Raw genomic sequence first — 19,655 nt, 5'->3', positions numbered from 1 at the left:
CCCGCCACCGGCAACCGGCCGGCAAAATCTTCTCAGGGCGCCCGCAACCGGTAGAACACCGGCCCCGAACCGGCCGGCCAAACCCACGAGTTGGTAAAGGCAGATTCCGGCACCGGGAACCAGGCCGAAGGATCGGTCAGATCCGTGGCATTGGTCTCCAGCAACCAACCGCGGTACGCACTCGGCCAGGTCAACCGGCCGCTCCCCCCGGCCGGTTCCCATTGGAACGCCAGCCGCGGACGTTCCTCCACCTGCGCACGCACCACCGCCAGACGCCCCTGCGACAGAAGGTTCGTGTTCCAGTCCAGGCCGGGCGGCAGGGCCGGCAGCGTCACGGAAGCCCACTGCACGGCCGGTTCCCCGTGCTCCAACCATGCGTACACCTCGCCCGCACGGAATGCGCCGGGCTCGCCGCTCACATTGGTGAACGTCAGGTGCGCCGTGCCCGTGAGACCGCCCACCACCGCCAAAACCGCCTGTGTGCGGTGCAACGGATCCAATCCGATGCGCAGATGACTGCCGGGCTGGAATTCCAGGGCCTGAACCACGGTCAACCGGCCCGCCCCATCCAGCCCGGGCGAGCACACCCCGCCGGCCTGAACCCGGACCGTGCCGGGAATCGTGCCGGTCCCGCCCAGAACCGTCCCGGCACCCACCGTCACGGGCCCGGGCCCCAACACACCTGTCACCCAAAGGGTCCCGCCCTGCAACTGCGTGGCATTGGTGTAGGTGTGCAAGCCGCCCAGAACCAGCGTACCGGTGCCGTTTTTGATCAGCCCGATCGGCGCACCGTTGGTCGAGGCACGGATGGATCCGGTCACCCAGTGGTCGCCCGCACCCGTGAAAACCACGCTGCGCCCGCCGGTGAGGGCGCCGGTGTACTGCACCGGCCCAAGCATCCGCAACTGACCGGAACTGGACTCGAACACCACCCGGTCGCCCCCCACGTCCACGTAAACCGGCCCGCCCAACGTGTTCGTCCCCGCAAGATTCCGCACCGCTGCCGTGCCGTGGTTGCGGCAGTGGATGACCAACGCGCCGACCACGCTGACACCACCCTGCGAACCGTCCAGCTCCAGCGTGGAAACGCCGCTGTTGTTGTTTCGCAGGCTCAGCCGTTGCAACGTGGCCAGCGCACGCGGATGCACGGCCCGCACGATGCCGTCGGACCCCGCCGCGCCGCCGCTGTCCAGAAAGGCCGTCCCGGTCACGCTGTTCTCCCCTGCCAGCACCAACACCCCCGGCCCCGACTTGGCCCAACCGTTGGTCCCCGACAAGGGCACCGCCAGCGTCACAAAATTCGTCACGAAGATCCGCGGCGGTTCGTTCGTGCCGGAGTCCAGCGTCAGGACGGCATCATTCGTGCCCGCCAGCGTCCAGCCCTGCGCACCGGCCTGATCGCCGAAGCGCAGCACGCCGATCGTCTGGTTGGTGTCCAACCAGACCGTCCGCGCCGCACCGATGTTCAGCGAGGCAAAATCCGCGGTCTGTCCCGCACCCGAAGCGATCCAACCGCCTTCCCACCGGGCCGGATCGCTCCAGAAACCGTCCGCGTCGGCCGCCCACCGGCCGCTGCCGCGCGTCGGTCGGACCCGCACCACCGCCACCGCGTAATCATTCTGCCCGGCTGCATCCGTCACGCGCACGGTGACGTACTGCGGCCCGGCCGCGGCGGCGTCCGGGACACCGCTGATCCCGCCCTCCAACGACACCTGGACCCAGTCCGGACCGGCCGCCTTCCGGAAACCCACCAACGTGTCGCCGGGATCGGGATCGAAAGCCGTCCCAGCCAGCGTGGCCGAAAAAGGTTCACCGGCAACGGCCGTGCCAAGGTCGAACACCCGGTTGGTAAACTGCGGCGGTTGATTCGTCAGCAGCCGCGCAATCTGATCGGACGTCATCACGTAGTCGGTGATCAGCACCTCGTCCAGCATCCCGGCAAAGTGCGGGTCGGCCGGCCACTGACTTCGCCCCAGAAAATTGTAGCGCGGCCGGAACTGTGCCGGCGTGATGGACGTGGCCGCCGCGGCAACGCGCACCCCGTTGACGTACAGTTGCGCACCGGAGGCGCTGAGCGTGACAGCCACGTGCGTCCACCGGTTGATCGGCAGTTGCGCGGTCTCCACGATCTGTTCGCTGCCGCCGTTGCGCAGGCCGAACCGCAGGGTGCCCGCGCTGCTGCGCGGTGTGAGAAACATGTACTCCGTGGTGCTGTTGCCGAAATCAAAGATCCGTTGCCAGTTCCCGCCCCCGCGCCAGTACACCCACGCGGCAAACGTGAACCCGTTGCCCCGGGCGATCCCCGGCGGCAGGGACACCCGGGTCTGCACACCGTCGAACACCAGGGCCTGGCCGCGCACGCCGTTGGTGAACACCGGACTCCCGCTGGTCACACCGTGATGCCCGTGACCCGACTCGTCCCGCACATGACCGTCGAACGAGTACTGCCCCATCCCCCGCGTGCCGGGGTCGAAACCCGTCTGCAAATAACCGATGCGCGAGGGTTGGTCCCGATAGACCACACCCGCCGGCGTCAGACTCCCGTCGTCCCATTTCACGCGCCGGACGTCCTCCACCCAGTTGTACAGGGCGTACCGCTCCACCCAGGGCGTCTCCTCCAGCATCTGGATCATCGCGGCAATGCACGCCTGCTGCTGCGCAAAGGTCGGATCGGCGCAACCGGTCCAGTTGGCCCCGTTGTTCCATTCGGTGATCCAGATCGGGCGCTTCACCTGGTCGTAGGTCGCCTTGAGGAAATTGTAAAACTGGCTGGCCGCCCCCGCCGGATCCGCCGGGTTGAAACACCAGTAGTAATGCACCGCCACGAAATCCACGCGCAGCCCGGCCGCATCCGCCTGCTGGATGAAAGGATACAACCAACCGTTGCGACCGCCGTCCGAAGGCGCGGGTGAACCCACGCGCAAACCCGTGGCCAGCAGCTCCGGCCAGGCCGACAACGCGTCGGCCACGCTCAAATTCGCCTGGTCCGGCCGGTCCGGCTCATTGAACCCCAGCAGGTGCACCGAACCGCGCGCCCGCCAGTCCTGATTCAAACCCGGCCACCAGCGGTTCTGCCGAATCGGCACGTACTCCACGTCGGCGGTCGAGCTCTGGTTCAAGTTCCAGTTGTATTTCCATCCGACGTTCAACCCCGCCTCAATGTCCCCGGCGATCCCCTTCTTCGAGCTCCAACGCCACGGAACCACGTACACGAACCGGACCCGACCGCTCAGTTCGGCCGGCAACACGCCCATCTCCACCTCCCCATCGGCCGCCACATAATGGCGGCTGTAACCCGTCCCGTCCTCCCACTCGGCCAGCGTCACCGCGTACCCGCGCCGGAGGCGGAACGACCTCACCCCGGCCTGGAACGCACCGAGCGCGTTGCCCCGGTAATACACGTAGGACAGCAGCGAAGTGCTTGCCCCGGTAAAGTGCGGTCCCTCGAAGATCTCCAGCGGGCGGAATGCGCTGCCGTGCGGGACGATCACCGTCCCATCCCCGTACGCCACCACGCGGCAGTTGTTCCCATGCACCGCCGGCAGGCGCTGGATCCGGACCTGCCCCAGATACGATGCCGCCACCACCGAGGGCCGAATCGCTGTGAACACCAGATACGCATCGGGAGAATCCAGACTTACCGTGCTGCCCGGCAAAGGTTGCACCCCCGCTGTCAATCGCAGCTCACAACGGCCGGTCACCACCGCAAAGGTGTTGGTCAATGCCGGAAACGTCACCACGCCCCCGTCGAACACCCGGTCCTGCGCGGCCAGTCGCACACCCAGCCCGAAAAGCATCGTCCAGCACAACCAGGACCGACCAGGGCACCTCCTCGAAACCCAAAACCCACCTGCAGGCATGACGCCCCATCCATCGCACAATCGGCCCGGCCCGGCAACTCCCCCGTTCGGGGGACCCGCCCGCCACCGCCGCCCTCGTGAGCCTCAATCGCCGCCCCACCACCGAAAGAACGCACGGGACCGGAACGGACTCTCCGGGCCGATCAGGGCCGCCCGGCTCCTCTGCAGATCCACCTGCACCAGCAACGCCACACTGTGCGCCCCGAACCCGTCCGACCGCAGCGCCCGCACCCCGTAACCGTAGGCCACCGCCATCTGCCAGGCATCGCTCCGGTATCGCACCCCCACACCCACCCCTTGGTGCCATCGCCCCGCCAGTGGCACCCCGGGCAGGTCATCCACCCACGCGGCCGAACCTGTGAGCACTGCGTACCACCGCCCGGCCGGGTCCAGCGGCCAGGACAGGGACGCATGCCCCAACACAAAACCCTCGGCCGTCAATTCCTGGAAATAGTAACCGGGCAACGCCACCGCAAACTCCGTCGCAAACGGCAGCACGGCACCCAACCGAAATGCACTCAACCGATCCGCCTGCGCGCTCCCGCCCGCCGTCACCCCGCCGGACAGATGCGCGCCGAGATCCGGATGGGTGTACGCCATCAACGCCCGGATCCACCACCGATGACTCCAGGACTCCAGCTCGCGGTCGCCCGCGAAACCGTACGCCCCGTGTGAACCCCGGCGCTCCAGTTCATACCACACCGACAGTTCCAGCGCCGACCGCGGAAACAACACCGGCTCGCTCCCGCCCCAGCGCAGACCGGTCCGCACCCGGCCGCCGAAATGATCCGGCGGCAGGGCAAACCCGGCCGCGGTGTCGTCTTCGTCGTCGTACTCGGTGTAAAACCCCGAGACCCGGACCAGGGCGTGCAACGGAACCCGCCAGCCCGGATCGAGTCGGTGATAAACGCTCGCCGAGACCGTCCCACCGTGTCCCACGAACGATTCAGCCGGAACATAGCGGCCGCGCCGGATCTCGTTGTAACTCTCGCCAAACCCGCCTCCGGCCACGCCGATGGCCACGTGTGTGTCACGACCCAGTGCATCCCGCGCCGCCAGTTCGCCGTCCACATACACCGGCGCCAGTGCCAGCCGCAGCGTCAGGTTCGACCTCAAAAACCCGGGCTCATTCCGGTAGTAAAAGGCGTAGCCCGAGAAAGGCGCATGCCCCTGAAAGGCCTGGTTGTAACCGAACTGGATCAGATCCCGGGCCACCGGATCCACCTGCGCCCCCGCCGGCAAGGCCGCAGCCACCGCCAGCAGCCAACCCATGGCAAGCCCGAGATCGCGCCTCCCCCCGCCACACGGAGTGGCGCCCGCCCACGCCCGAAACCTCACGTTCCGCCCTCCTTTCGTGTCGCCCGGACCAGTCCCTCCTTTCCCACGGACTGAAACCCGCCGGGATGCAGACCTCGATCCCTCAGAACTGGTGCAGGAACCTGAGATCGTTTTCGTAAAACAGCCGGATGTCCGGAATGCCGTACCGCAGCATGGCAATCCGTTCGATACCAAACCCAAAAGCCCATCCGGTCCACACCTCCGGATCGTAACCCACCGTCTCGAACACCACCGGGTTCACCATGCCGCACCCGGCGATCTCCAGCCATTCCCGACCCATCTTCCGCGTCAGCGCGTTGCTGAAGTCGATCTCGTAACTGGGCTCGGTGTAACTGAAGTAGTGGGGACGAAACCGGATCCGCACATCCCGGCCCATCAGCTCCCGAAACACATGCTCGACCGTCCCCTTCAAATCGCCCACCGTCACACCCCGGTCCACGTACAGACCCTCGATCTGGTGGAAGGTCGGATTGTGCGTCGCATCGGCATTGTCCCGGCGGTAGACCCGGCCCGGCACGATGATCCGTACCGGCGGCGGCTGGCTTTCCATCACCCGGATCTGCACGCTGGAGGTGTGCGTGCGCAGCAACCACCGGCCGTGCGGCCCGGGCGCATCAGGCAGATAAAACGTGTCCTGCGTGTCCCGCGCCGGATGATCCGCCGGCGTGTTCAGCGCGTCGAAGCAATGGTACTCGTCCTCCAACTCGGGGCCGTCCGCCACCGCAAAACCCAGCCGCCGAAAGCTCCGGACGATGTCCTCCACCACCTGCGTCAACGGATGCAACCGGCCCACCGGCCGCCGGCGTCCGGGCAACGTGAAGTCAAACGGCACCTTCGGCCGGGCCGCCTCCAACTCCAGTTCCCGGCGCCGCCCCACCAGGGCCGCCTCCAACTCCGCCTTCACCGCGTTGATCGCCTTGCCCGCGGTCGGACGTTCCTCCCTGGGCAGACCGCCCAATTGTTTCATGAGGGCCGTCAGCCGACCGTGCGAACCCAACCAGGCCGCCTTGGCCTGATCCAACGCGGCCAGGTCCCTGGCCGCGGCAAACGCCGCCAGGGCCTCCTGCTTCAACGGTTCCAAATCATTCCACCATGCCATGCCGCCCCGCATTTAAGGGTAAACCCGGATCCAATCACAGCCCAAAACGCCGCCGGTCAGCTGCCCGAACCCACCCGGCCGACACGTCCGGGAAAGCACGCCCTCTCCATCCTTTTCCATCGGTGCGACCGTCACCCGCGCCTGCATCCGACACAAAAATGCCACTTGTTCGATCCCCGGAAATCTGTCAGTAGTTTTACGGATCATGCGGGTTCCCCGCGGACGCGGGGCTCCCCACGACCGGGCCAGCCGGGGCGGCCGGGCGCCACGCGCCCCAAACCCCCGGTTGCAGCACCAACCGCGGTCCGGCTCGTCCGGACCGGGACACCGGCTGAAGCGGCGCAGCCGGGGTCACCCGCGGCAGTGACCCACTTATGAAGCAGGCGGCAAGCGGCAGACAGCGGCAACCGGAACCCGCAGCCCAGAACCCGGGTCCGGTCTTTGAACCTGTGACTTCCCCTACAGGAGCGGGTTCGCCCGCCCTGCTCGAAAACGGCCAGGCCGTCCTCGACGAGGCAGGCCGCATCCTCCGCGCCAACGATACGCTGGCCCTGTGGCTGCGGATCTCCCCCTGGGAGCTGCCGGGATGTTCCCTCCCGCGCCTGCTCGGCCAGCGCCATCCCGGCTGGGAAACCAACCTGCGCGACTTCCTCGCCACCGCGTCCGATTTCGATCGGCTCGAACTGCCCGCCGACCTCGCACCCGACGCCGAGCGCCTGATCGTGGACGTCTGCCGCCACGGCAGGGAACTGTTCGTCCGCCTCGAAACCGCCCTCCCCCCGGCACGCGAATGGGAAAACCTCTTCCCCCCCGACCGCTGGGGCCGCATGGCCGCCCATCAGGCCTACCAACGGCTCCTCCGCGCCGAGGCCCAGCTCGAAAACCTCACCCTCCACTGGCCCGGCATCCTCTTCAGTCAACGACCCGATTTCTCCTTCCGCTACATCAGCCCGCGCGTCGAGGAACTCACCGGCGTGCCCCCGCAGGAATGGCGCCGCAGCTCCGAGTATTTCTGGCGCGTCGTCCACGAGGCGGACGTGGAGATGCTGATGAACCGCCTCCGCCGGGCTGATTGGCCACCCGAGGGCGGCGCCACCACCTACCGCATCCGCCACCTCCAAACCGGACGCGTCAGCTACCTCTGGGAATACCGCCAACCGGTGCGCACAGCCGGCGGACTCCTCCTCGGATATGAAGGGCTCTGGCTTGACATCACACGCCAGACCATCGCCGAACGCCGGCTTCTGACCATGTCGTGGAAGGAAACCCTCGGCACCCTCACCCTCGGACTGGCACACGACTTCTGCAACATCATGACCGGCATCATCTCCCTCAGCGAGACCTACCAGTCCGAGCTGGAGGGCAACAGCCGCCTCCGCGAAGGGCTCGAGCTCATCCGCGCCACCGCCCTCGAAGCCAGTCAACTCGCCCACCGGTTCCGTCAGCTTCACCAGGGCACCCCCGGCGAGAAAAACTTCCACGACCTCAACGAAATCGTCCGCTCCATGGCCGATCTGCTCCGCAAGGTGCTGGCGCGGCGTGTCCGCGTGGTCACCGAGCTGGCCGAGGGCCAATGCCCGGTCTACCTCGACGCCGTCGAATTGAGACAGGTGCTGGTCAACCTGGCCCTCAATGCCGTGGACGCCATGCCCCAGGGCGGCCAGCTCACCTTCCGCACTTCCATCCATCAACAGCCCCCGCCCATCCCGCCCTTGCAAGGCTCGCTGCCCCGCCTGCCCCTGGTGGGACTCTCCGTGCAGGACACCGGCGTCGGCATCCCGGCACGCCTGTTGAACACCATCTTCGACCCCTTCTTCACCACCAAACCGCTCGGCAAGGGTTCCGGCCTGGGCCTGTACAACACCCGCCTCTTCGCCGAACGCCACGGCGCGGCCATCTCGGTGGAAACCGCCGAAAACCGCGGCACCACTTTCCACTTCTGGTTCCCGCTGGCCGATCTCCAGGCAGACCTCCAGGTCCAGCCGCCGGATCGCCGCACCGTCCGGCACACCCTCCTGGCCCTCGGCCCCGCAGGACCCGCGTTCGACCAGGTCGTCGCCCGGCTGCGCGAAAACGGAATGTACGTCGCACCCGCCCATTCCGAGGCCGAGGCGCTCGAACTGCTGCACTCGCCCTATTTCCACTTCACCGGGCTGGTGCTCCTCTGCGCGGAAAACGGCCGGTCCTTCGGCCGGTTGCTCGACCGCGTCCGTTCCACCAACCTGCCGCTCAAGGTCCTCTGCCTGGCCGCCTGCAACCAGGACGAACTGGATACCACCTTCCTCGAACGCGTGGACATGGTCCTGCCGGCCGACCTCCCCGCGCCGGAATGGCAGAACCGGATCCACCGCCTCCTCGACGCAGACTGAACGATGAACCCAGCCACCGAACCCCAACCCGACAACGAGTTCACGGCGCCGCCCATCCTCGTGGTCGACGACGAGGAAATCGTGCTGGCCGCCCTCCGCGAAACGCTGCGCCGCACCCCCTACGAGGTCGTCACCGAGGCCGATCCCCTCGCCGCTGTCGAGCTCCTCAAACAACAGGAGTTCTCCGTCATCATCACCGACCAGAGCATGCCGGGCATGTCCGGACTCGAACTGCTCGCCCGGGCCCGGCAGATCCAACCCTTTGCCACCCGCATCCTCATCACCGCGGTGCTCAGCCTCGACACCGTCATCGAGGCCATCAACAAGGGCGAGATCTACCGGTTCATCGTCAAACCCTGGCTGCGCGAGGAATTCCTCGCCACCGTCAAAAACGCCGTCCAACGGTACGAACTCATCTGCCAGAACGCCCATCTCCAGGCCGCCACCCAGGAGATGAACCGCCAACTGGTGGAACTGAACCGCTCGCTCGAACAACAGGTCAAACTCGTCGCCCAGCAAAACGAACAACTCGCCCAGGTGAACGCCGCCCTCGAACGCAACCTCATGCGCTCGCTGGAGCTCTGCGTGCACACCATGCAGACCTTCTATCCCTCCCTCGGCAGCCAGGCCCGCCGTGTGGCCGCGCTCTGCAAGGGCATGGCCCAGGCCGCACAGCTCTCCCCTCACGACCGACGCGTGCTCGAAAGCAGCGCCCTCCTCCACGACATCGGCCTGGTGGGCGTCCCCCGCCACATCATCCGGCGCTGGCAGGACGATCCCCACTCCCTCAACCCCGCCGAAAAGGCACTCATCGAACAGCACCCCATCCTGGGCCAGGAACTGGCCGCCTTCACCAGCGACCTCGACCAGGTGGGCCAGATCATCCGCGCCCATCACGAACGATTCGACGGATCCGGTTACCCCGACCAGCTCGTCGGCGAGAACATCCCCTGGCTGGCCCGCCTCCTGGCCGTGGCCGTCGCCTACGCCTCCAGCCCCCTGCCCCCCACCGACGCCGTCGAACGCATCAAACAGCAGGCCGGCAGCGCCTTCGACCCGGAGGCCGTCCGCGTCTTCCTTCAGGCACTCCCATCCGTCGAGCTGCCCCGACGCGAACGCGAGGTCACCCTGGCCGAACTGCGGCCCGGCATGGTCCTGGCCCGCGGCGTCTACACCGCCAACGGCCTGCTCCTCATCCCCGAAGGCCAACGCCTCAACGCCACCTTCATCGAAAAACTCCTCAACCATCACCGGATTCAGCCGATAACCCAATCGCTGGTGGTCTATTGTTGAACCGGACCACCGCACACAGGGTTGTGCCGCATGCTGAACCGGACCGAACCACATGACGCTCCGGGCACCGAGGCGGTGTGCCAGTGGTGGCAGGCCGCCTTCGAGGCCGCCGAGCATGCCCAGGCCGTCTGCCGCTCCGACGGCCTTGTCCTCCAGTTCAACCGCCGCGCCGCCCACCTCTTCCAAATCCCGCCCGGCACCGCACCCGAAACCCTCTCCCTCTGGCAATGGGTCGCGCCCCCGGCCGACCAAAAACTCCGCCGCGCCCTCCAACAGGCACCCCGCAAACCCGACATCCTCCACTCCGTCATCACCCTGCGCGAAGGCGCCCCGCACCTGCCCGTGGACCTCGAGTACGTGCCGCTCGGTCACGACCACTACCTCCTCCTCTTCAAGGACGTCAGCCGGCGCCTCCGCCTCGAAACCCACATCCAACGCCTCATCACCGCCATCGACGCCACGCCCGACGCCTTCTTCCTGGCCGACAGCGACCTCCGCATCACCTTCGTCAACCCGGCCTTCCAAACCCTCACAGGCTACAGCATGGAGGAAGTCCTCGGCCGCCCCGACGCCTTCCTCCGCGCGCCCTTCGAACAGGAAAAGGTCCAAGCCTACCTGGAAGCCGTGACCGCAGGCCGCGAATGGATCGGCGAGCTGGTCAACATCCGCCGCGACGGCTCCCCCTACCACGTCGAGGCCACCATCTCACCCATCGCCGACATGGCCGGCCGTTTCATGGGCTACGTGGCCTGCGAACGGGACATCACCCTCCGCATCCAACTCCAGGAACAACTCCGCATCCAACGCGACTTCATCCACAGCATCCTCCAGTCCCTCGACGGCGCCATCTACAGCCTCGACTGCGAGTTCCGCCTCACCCACGCCAACGACGGCTGGCGCCATCTGCCCGCCGAACACGCCGGCCTGCGCATCGAAGCACCCCCCACACTCGGCCGCAGCCTCCTCGACTACGTGCCCGACCCCGCCCGACGCGCCGAGCTGGAACGCGTCTTCCGCGAGGTCCTCCAAACCGGTCGACCCGTGGACAATCGCTACCAAACCGCCGACGGCCGCCACTGGCTGCTCAAGGTCTCCCCCTGGGTGGACGGCACCCAGGTCCGTGGCCTCATCTGCAGCATCACCGACCAAACCCACTACCACGAACTGCAGCAACAGCTCTTCCAGGCCCAGAAAATGGAGATCATCGGCACGCTGGCCGCCGGCGTGGCCCACGACTTCAACAACCTCCTCCAGGCCATCCGCGGCAACTGCGGACTCCTCCTGCGCGAAACCGGCACCGACAACCGCCTGCGCCGGGAGATCGAACAAATCGATCTGGCCGCCGCACGCGCCGCCGACATCACCCAGCAGCTGCTCTCCTTCAGCCGCGAAAGCAACGACAACTGCGCCGTCCTCGACCTCAACCAGATCCTCCACGAAGCCCTCGTCCTCGTCCGGCGCACCCTCCGCGGCAACGTCACCCTCGAAACCTCCACCACACCGGACACCCTGCCCGTCCGCATCGACGCCACCCGGGCCAGCCAGGCCATCCTCAACCTCTGCGTCAACGCACAGGACGCCATGCCCAACGGCGGCCGCATCACCTTGGAAACCGAACGCGTCCGCATCACCGACGAACAGGCCCGCCGCCACAACCTCGTCCCCGGCACACCCTACGCACGCTGCACCGTCCGCGACACCGGCACCGGCATCCACCCCGACCTGCTCCCCCGCATCTTCACCCCGTTCTTCACCACCAAGGGCCGCGGCAAGGGCACCGGACTCGGCCTGCCCATCGTCCAGCGCATCACCGAGGAAGCCGGAGGCTTCATCGAGGTCGAAAGCGCCCTCGGCCAGGGCAGCGCCTTTCACCTCTTCTTCCCCCTCTCCTCCGAGCCGCCCGCAGCCACACCGGAACGCACCGTCCCGCCCCTCGCCCAGGGCCGCGGCCGCGTCCTGGTCGTGGATGACCTCGACCTGCTCCGCGATTTCACCCGCAGCTTCCTCGAGGCCGCCGGACTGGAGGTCCTCGTCGCCGAAAGCGGCCCCGAGGCACTCAAAATCCTCGAAACCGCAGAACCCCAGGTGGACCTGCTCTTCACCGACTACAGCATGCCCGGCATGAACGGCCTCGAACTCATCGAGGCCGTGCTCCACCGCTGGCCCGGCATGCGCTGCGTCCTGGCCTCGGGCTACCTCGACCCCGCCCTGCGCGCCCGTCTGGGCCAGCTCAACGTCAGTGTCCTGGCCAAACCCTACGACATGCGCGACGCTTCCGAGCTCATCACCCGCAAACTGGCCGAGCCCGCCCAACCACCCCAACCCGGCCGCTGAAACCCGGCCCACCCATCCCGGCCGTTTACCGGTCCAGCAACGGACGCAAAAACCGGCCGGTGTGACTCTCCGCACACGCCGCCACCGTCTCCGGAGGACCGCTCACCACCACGCGGCCGCCGCCCTCGCCACCTTCCGGCCCCAGGTCAATCACCCAGTCCGCCTCCGCGATCAGTTCCGGATGATGCTCGATCACCAGCACCGTGTGCCCCCCATCCACCAACCGTTGCAGCACCCCCACCAATTGCTCCACGTCCGCCGCATGCAACCCGATCGTCGGCTCCTCCAGCACGAACAAATGACCCTTCGGCGGCTGTGCGCCCGGCCCACCCCGGCCGCTCCCGGCCGCCTGGCGCAGACCGGCCAGCAAATGCGTCACCAATTTCACCCGCTGCGCCTCCCCGCCACTGAGAGTGGGACTGGTCTGGCCCAGCTTCAGATAACCCAGACCCGTGTCGCGCAACGCCTCCAGCGCCCGCCGCACCGGAGGCACCGCGCCAAACACCTCCAGCGCCTCCTCCACCGTCAGATCCAACACCTCCGCAATGTTCCGTCCCGCGTACCGCACCTCCAACGTCGTCGGATGGAATCGCGTCCCCCCGCAGGTCTCGCACCGCACAAATGCCGCCGGCAAGAAGTTCATCTGCAAACGAATCTGCCCGGCCCCCTGACAGGCCGGACAACGACCCTCCGGACTGTTGAACGAAAACCGGCCCGGCCCGAACCCCCGCATCCTCGCCTCGGGCGTCCCCGCAAACAAGGACCGGATCTCGTCGAAAAACCCGACGTACGTCGCCGGGATCGAACGCGGCGTCCGGCCAATCGGACTCTGATCCACCTCGTACACCGCACGCAGGGCCTCGAATCCGTAAACCTGCAGCTCCTCCCCCTCATCAGCCGGGCCCGCCGGCCGGTCCGACCCGCGACCGCGTCCCCGGGCCAACGCCCGGCGCAACGCCGGCAGGAGACAATCATGCACCAGCGTGCTCTTGCCCGAACCGCTCACACCCGTCACCACCACCAATCGCCCCAGCGGGATCCACACCGTCAGGTCCTTCAGATTGTGTTTCCGCGCATGGACCAATCGCAGCCAGGACAGTCCCTCCCCGCCCGGCCCGGCCCCGCTGCCCGGAGGCCACGGCACGGGCCGGCGCGATCCACGCCGCGGATAGCGCCGGCGCATCCGCAGGTATCGCCCCGTCACACTGGCGGGATGACGGCGCAGCGTCGCCAGCGTGCCCTCCGCCACCACCCGACCCCCGTGAATGCCGGCCCCGGGCCCCAGATCGATCACCCAGTCCGCCCGCCGCATCGTCTGCTCGTCATGCTCCACCACCACCACCGAATTGCCCCGCGCACACAATCGCTCCAGGCAATCCAACAACCGTTCGTTGTCCCGCGGATGCAACCCGATCGTCGGCTCGTCCAACACATACAACACCCCGCTGAGGTTCGACCCCAACTGCGCCGCCAGCCGGATGCGCTGGGCCTCCCCGCCGGACAATGTCGGCACCCCGCGGTCCAGATGCAGATACCCCAGACCCACCGCCTGCAGAAACCGCAGCCGGCTCCGGATCTCCGGCAGGATGTCCCGCGCAATCCGCGCCGCCACACCCGTGAAGCGGAGCCGCTGGAAAAACCGCTCCGCACGGTCCACCGGCAGCCGGCCCAGATCCACCAACGTCGGCTCAGCAGGCACACCCTCAGGATCGCCGGCCACCGGCAGGCGAACCGACCGCGCCAGCGGATTCAGCCGCGTCCCCCCACACTCCGGACACACCTCCCGCTCCTCCGCCCAGCTCCACCACGTCTCCTCGATCTGCTCGGCATCCGCCCCACGCTCGGCATCCGGCAGATAAAACAGCTCGCCGAACCCCCGGCACCGCGGACACCAGCCCAGCGGGGAGTTGTAACTGAAATGCTTCGGATCCAGCGGCGGGTACGAACGCCCGCAACCCGGACACGCCCGCTCCGTGGCATGCACCGTCAGATGCCCCGCCTCATCCAGCGCAAACAGCACACCCCGGCCCACCTCCAGAGCCGCGTCCACCAGCGCGGTATCGCCCGCCCCGGCCCGACCCGACACTCCGCGCCCGGCGGCCAGCCGCCCCACGACGATCTCCACATCGTGTTCGCGATAACGGTCCAGCTGCGGGAATGCATCAGCCGCCACAATCGTCCCGTCCACCCGCAACCAGCCGTAACCGTGGCGCGCCGCCCACTCGGCCACTTCAGTGTGAAAACCTTTCCGATGCCGCACCACCGGCGCCAGGAGGGTCAGCGGCCCGCGCCGCCGGCTCTCCTGCCGCAATTGGTTCACCAGGCTCTGCCGCGTCTGGGGCGCCACCGGCAGCCCGCACTCCGGACAATGGACCACCCCCAGCCGGGCGTACAACAGGCGCAAAAAATGGTGAACCTCCGTCACCGTGGCCACGGTGCTCTTGCCCCCGCCGCGACTCGTGCGCTGTTCGATGCTCACCGTCGGCGGCAGGCCCAGGATCCGGTCCACCTCCGGCCTCGGCAATTGCTCCACAAACTGCCGTGCGTAGGCGTTGAGCGAATCCAGGAAGCGGCGCTGCCCCTCGGCAAAAAGGATGTCAAACGCCAGCGTGCTCTTGCCCGAACCGCTCACGCCGGTGATCACCACAAACCGCCCGCGCGGGATGACCACCGTCAGATCCTTCAGGTTGTGCTCCCGCGCCCCTTGCACCACGATGGCGTTGCGCGCCGCCGCAGCCAGCGCCTGCCTGCCTCGCCTCATGCCGTGCACTCTTACCACCGCCACCGCCCGGACTCAAATCAACGGAGATTGCGGCCGCCATTCACAATCCCCCCGGGTATGAAGCCCGAACCTCCGCGGGCCATGCAAAAAGCGGGCGGCATGGGATCGTTTGCCGCCCGCGCGCTGCCGCACACCCACCGCTGTCATCGGATCAGGGCCCGACTCCGGAGCCGGCACCCGCGCCACCGGTGGGCATCGGCCACGGGGCCACCGCCGCCGCTCCAGCCAGCTCACGCTCCATCGCGGCACGAAGGCCGGGGTCTTGAATCCACGGCACCCAAGCAGCAGCAGCGGCCCGGTCCATTCCTGCCTGGTGACGGACAAAAGTAACCAAGGCCACGTCCCGTTCGGGCGTCGGGGGCAACCGCTGGAGCCAGTCTGAGGCCTGATCGGGGTTCATTGAGACCCAGGATGCAACGAGCTGTTCAACCACCCGCAATCTGACATCCGGGTCGGGGATCCCTTGCACGTGCCGGCTGGCTGAGACCGGATCGTACATCGCCCATTCTCCGAACACCTGAACCAGGACGTCCGCGGAAGTCTTGCCCGCCCCATGAGTCCGCCACAGCGCCCACGCCTCCGCCGGGTCCACTTCGGTGACAGAGCGGATCACCCCCTGCAGAAACGCGTCCAGTGCAGCCGGGTCTCCAATCCCCGCCATCCGTTGCAGGGCTTCATCCAGGTTGCTGGACCCCCAGATCCGTCCCAACCGTTCCAAAGTTCCCTGCCTCTCCAATGGGTCCGGAATTGCATCCGCAAGTTCAAATGCCCGCACGGGATCTGAGTAGGCCAGCTCGTTCACGACCGAAGGAGCCAGGTAGGATCTCAGACCCGGATCCGGGATTTGGTTCCACCACTGAAGGGCTCCATGGGAATCCTGCCGCACCCATTCCTGGAGCACCGTATCCACCAGCCTCCTTTGCTCGGCAGGCCGCGGCGCCTGAAGCACCCATTCCAGGGCACCCACCGGATCCGCAGCGGCCATGTGTTGCACCAGTCGGCCCAGGGCGAGATCGCGGGCCGGGCCCTCAGGCAGGCCCAGTGCCCATTGCCGGGCGCCGCGCTCATCGGCCTGCGCATAGGCCGACACGATCTCGGGAATGATCTCCATGGCAAGCGGGCCCGGTGGCAGGCCTGCGGCCGCCCCCGCGGCCCGGGCGGGATCCAATTCAATCCACGCCCGAGCCATGGCCGCATACAACACGGGCTTTTCAACCTCGACCGACCACTGATGAACCAGCGCCCAGGCCTGTTGCGGATCCTTCTGAGCCAATTGCAGGAAGACCGATTCCAGCAGTGCCGTGCGCGCCTTGCCGCGCGGAAGTTCCCGAAGCTTCTCCAGCGCCTTCTCAGGCTCGTCAATCGCCCACTGCTGAAGGACCTGCGAGACCGCCTCCATCTTTGCCGGCCCGTCGGGAAGCTTGCCCACGTAGCCCCAGGCCGCATCGGGAGCCACCTGAGCCCATTGCGGCAGCCACAGCCGAAGCCCCTCTTCGCGGGCCGTCCCGGGCGGAAGCCTTTGCAAGAGTTCCACCACCCCCTCCGGATCCGATTCCGGCCAGAACTCCGCCAGGATCAGCATGGCCCGATTGCGTTGCAGCCCCTCCGGCAGGTTTTCCACGTGCGCCGCTGCCTCCCGTGGGGACACCTCGGCCCAGGATTGGAGTGCGGCCCGCAGGGCTGCCTGTTGAAGCGTACCGCGCCCGAGCTGCCCCACCGCCTCCAATGCCTCCCGCGGCGAAAGCAACGCCCACGAACGGTACAACCCACTGACCGCTTCGTGGCCGACTGAAGGTGGAAGGTTCAGTCCGATCAGATGACTCAAGGCCTCTTGCGGGTCGGAGGCCCCCCAGGCACTGAAAACCATCCCGTAGCTCTTTCCCCGCATCAGCGGGGGCAGCTCGAGGCACCACTCCAGCGCCACCACAGGATCCGTGGCCGACCACGCCTCAACCACCAGGTTCACCAGCTCGTGCCGCAATGACGAGGACGGCAACGCCCGAACCCATTCGCTTGCCTGAGACGGATCCTGCCTCAACCACTCCCGGCAACACATGACCACCAGCCGGTCCCGGTCGTGTGAACCGGGCCACTCGACGACGCAACGCAGCGCCGCAGCCGCGTCCCGCCGGGCCCAGAGCCCGATCAGAAAGGAGCGCAGTTCCTTCTGCGCCGGCTGTCGCAGCAACGAGTCCAGTTGCCGGACCACACTCTCAAGTTCACCGGCACTTAACGACTCCAGGATTTCTTCCCACGCTGCGGACCTTCGCCAAACGCGACCTTCGCAGGCCAGTGAAATACGGCGCACAAGGTCCGACACTCGATCTGACGGACTACGACCTTCCCGCGCCGACGGTGGCGCCACAACATCAGACACGGACTGTGGAACCTGAGGTTCCGGGTGGGCGCGCGTCGTGAAATCGAAACGAGCCCGCCCGATCCACCCCAAGGTGAATCCGGCTGCCAAGGTCACCGCCACCAGAAGGAAGATCCGATATCGCATGGGAGTGAAGCCCTTCGAAACACATCAGACGCAACCGGGCACCCCGGACCCTCACTGGGAACCATTCATGCCGCTGCGACCCGATCCAACAGCTCAGGCCCGGGATGCCCCACCTGCCGGCGTCCTCAAGGCTCAGCGGCAGGACACGTTCACCGAATTGCCTGATCCGCCCGTGATGCTGTAACAACCACCACCGTTGTTTTCTACGGTGCCAGCCAACACGCGCGTGTTGTACGAATCCTGCAGCCAGATGCCGATCCCACTGCAATTGCGGATGTAACAATTGTTGATCGTGGCATCCCGACTCTGGGTCAGACTGAAGATGCCCCGCCCGCAACGGTTCGCGTCCACGTAGTTCACCGTCCCCCGTCCGTTGCTGTTCGCCACGCGGAATCCCGCATATCCACCACCGTAATTGCAGTTGTAGGCGTAGACGGATCCCCCCGACCAGTTGATGGTGTTGTTGAGCAACAGCCCGCAGCCCGCCGAGTCATTGGCGCTCACCGTGCTCCAGTAAAACCCGTCCACCGTGTAGGTCTCGAGTCCGTGTGCCGTCTGCCCGTTGGAAGTGATGCTGTTGACGTTGATGTTCCGGGATCCCCCGCTTTTGCTGTCGTCAAATCGGAACGGGAGCCCCCCGGTCACCTGGGCGCTGCAACCACTCAGGGTAATCCCGCTGCTGCTCCTGGACCAAATACCGTAGCGCGGATTGCCTGCAATCCGAAGATTCCGGATGGTGACGTTGCTTTTCCGGTCCAGTTGGATCACGGAAATGGTGGACGATGTCCCCGTCGCCTGCGTCCCACCGTAGTCGAGCGTCAACCCGTCCTTGGGCGCAATTCCGTAGGTCGGCTCACAGGTTCCGCTGTTCCGTATGTAAATGGTCCCGGAACTCATGTTGTCAATGCACGCCTGTATCGCGGCGTTGTAGCTCGGGCCGCTGTAAACCACGCTTCCATCCACTTTTCCGGTGTAGGTGGATCCCGACCGGGTCACGTAGGCCGTGGCTGCATTGAGCTGGAGGCTCAGCATGAGGGAACACACTGTCAGGGATGTCAGCTTTTTCATGGTTGACTCTCCATTGTTTCGGGCTGTTCAGGCGCTGATCCTGGTGCGTCGCCCCCAATCCCGCCATGGCCAAAATTGGCCATCCCCCGGACATGATTCCACTGCCCCGTGCTCCGACCGCCACAACTGCCCGGTCCCGGGAAGAGCGGCCGCTCCACCGGCCTTGCTGGCGCCCGGGGCCGCCCCGGCGCGCCGATCGGCTCGTTGAATCCCGCCACGGCATCGAACGTAACCGAACCGCAAGCCGGACTCCGGTGGGTGTTCAAGAATGATGGGCCCAAACCCGTGGACCATGGCCGCGTCCCGATCAGACTTCCGGGGACATGGGCGGACGGATGCTATCTTTCCCCGTCGAGCCGCGCGTGCCCGATCCGGTCTGCCTGGGGAACCCGGCCGGCGAACCCTGGGCAGGCCGTGGCAGGCGACGCTCAATCCAATCTGTGGCAACCAGCTCGGAAACTGAAAACCTGGAAGCTCGCTCAGAACCATGCATCCTCTTGACATATTTAGCACATCCGCTAATGATGCACTCATGAGTGATGCCGCGCGCCTCAGGCCGTGGAAGGAACCAGCCCGCGTGTTCAAAGCGCTCGGACACCCGGGCCGGCTCCTCATCGTCGAGGAACTGGCCCGCGGGGAACGGTGCGTTTGTGAGCTGGCCGCCCTGTTGGGCGTGCGCATGCCCACCGTCTCGCGGCATCTGGCCCTGCTGCGCCAGGCCGGCATCGTGGAGGACGAAAAACGCGGTCCCCAGGTCTTCTACCGACTGCGCACGCCGTGTGTCCTGCGCTTTTTCGAATGTCTTGCTGCCGTGCAGGAAGAAACGCCCGGCACCACAAGCGGCGTGGCGCCGCGTCAGAAAACCGGCGCAGCATCCGGACCTCCCCCGGCATCCCCTTCCCAAGGGAACGGCCAAACCCACCCGTCGCGCAGGCGCAAAGCACACGCTTGAGCGAATGCGCCCCGGGCCAACAGACCACACACGGCTCGCCACCCGCCTCACCGACAA

10 protein-coding genes are annotated in these 19,655 nt (G+C 66.8%); 4 read left to right on the top strand and 6 right to left on the bottom strand.

What is annotated here, in order from left to right:
* Positions 1–32: 32 nt before the first annotated feature.
* The 3 genes from ACPDIX_RS10340 to pheS form a co-directional block, all read right to left on the bottom strand.
* Complete coding sequence (locus tag ACPDIX_RS10340; protein ID WP_423431719.1) at positions 33–3,797, bottom strand: glycosyl hydrolase; 3,765 nt, start codon at positions 3,795–3,797, stop codon at positions 33–35.
* A gap of 147 nt (positions 3,798–3,944) precedes the next feature.
* Positions 3,945–5,132 carry a hypothetical protein gene (locus ACPDIX_RS10335; protein ID WP_423431718.1) on the bottom strand — a complete coding sequence of 396 codons (1,188 nt, stop codon included), beginning with the start codon at positions 5,130–5,132 and terminating at the stop codon, positions 3,945–3,947.
* 148 nt (positions 5,133–5,280) lie between these two features.
* Entirely contained in the window at positions 5,281–6,297 is a 1,017-nt protein-coding gene (gene pheS / locus ACPDIX_RS10330; RefSeq protein WP_423431717.1) for a phenylalanine--tRNA ligase subunit alpha, read from the bottom strand.
* 449 nt (positions 6,298–6,746) lie between these two features.
* Here pheS and ACPDIX_RS10325 point away from each other — a divergent pair, with 449 nt between their 5' ends.
* From ACPDIX_RS10325 to ACPDIX_RS10315, 3 genes are read left to right on the top strand one after another with little or no spacing between them, the layout of a single operon-like run.
* The gene (locus ACPDIX_RS10325; protein WP_423431716.1) at positions 6,747–8,666 is read left to right on the top strand and encodes a two-component system sensor histidine kinase NtrB; all 1,920 of its coding nucleotides are present in this window, start codon (positions 6,747–6,749) and stop codon (positions 8,664–8,666) included.
* A gap of 3 nt (positions 8,667–8,669) precedes the next feature.
* Positions 8,670–9,959 (top strand): HD domain-containing phosphohydrolase, encoded by a 1,290-nt coding sequence (locus ACPDIX_RS10320; protein ID WP_423431715.1) that lies wholly within the window; start codon positions 8,670–8,672, stop codon positions 9,957–9,959.
* Positions 9,960–9,989: 30 nt separating this feature from the next.
* Positions 9,990–12,293: a PAS domain-containing protein gene (locus tag ACPDIX_RS10315; protein WP_423431714.1), complete on the top strand. Its 2,304-nt coding sequence runs from the start codon at positions 9,990–9,992 to the stop codon at positions 12,291–12,293.
* A gap of 25 nt (positions 12,294–12,318) precedes the next feature.
* On the opposite strand, the gene ACPDIX_RS10310 is transcribed toward ACPDIX_RS10315, so the two are convergent.
* The 3 genes from ACPDIX_RS10310 to ACPDIX_RS10300 form a co-directional block, all read right to left on the bottom strand.
* Positions 12,319–15,054, bottom strand: coding sequence for an excinuclease ABC subunit UvrA (locus ACPDIX_RS10310; RefSeq protein ID WP_423431713.1), 2,736 nt, complete (start codon positions 15,052–15,054; stop codon positions 12,319–12,321).
* 172 nt (positions 15,055–15,226) lie between these two features.
* Positions 15,227–17,383, bottom strand: a complete 2,157-nt coding sequence (locus ACPDIX_RS10305; RefSeq protein WP_423431712.1) for a hypothetical protein — start codon at positions 17,381–17,383, stop codon at positions 15,227–15,229.
* A 327-nt stretch (positions 17,384–17,710) separates the two neighbouring features.
* A complete protein-coding gene (locus ACPDIX_RS10300) occupies positions 17,711–18,646 on the bottom strand; it encodes a right-handed parallel beta-helix repeat-containing protein (protein WP_423431711.1) in 936 nt (311 codons plus the stop codon).
* A 532-nt stretch (positions 18,647–19,178) separates the two neighbouring features.
* On the opposite strand from ACPDIX_RS10300, the gene ACPDIX_RS10295 reads away from it, so the two are divergent.
* Positions 19,179–19,598 carry an ArsR/SmtB family transcription factor gene (locus ACPDIX_RS10295; protein WP_423431710.1) on the top strand — a complete coding sequence of 140 codons (420 nt, stop codon included), beginning with the start codon at positions 19,179–19,181 and terminating at the stop codon, positions 19,596–19,598.
* Positions 19,599–19,655: the final 57 nt, after the last annotated feature.

This window comes from Limisphaera sp. 4302-co (assembly GCF_049537155.1).
Lineage (GTDB): Bacteria > Verrucomicrobiota > Verrucomicrobiia > Limisphaerales > Limisphaeraceae > Limisphaera.
Note: the sequence above shows the minus strand (reverse complement) of the source record. Positions and strands in the feature narration are given on the sequence as shown.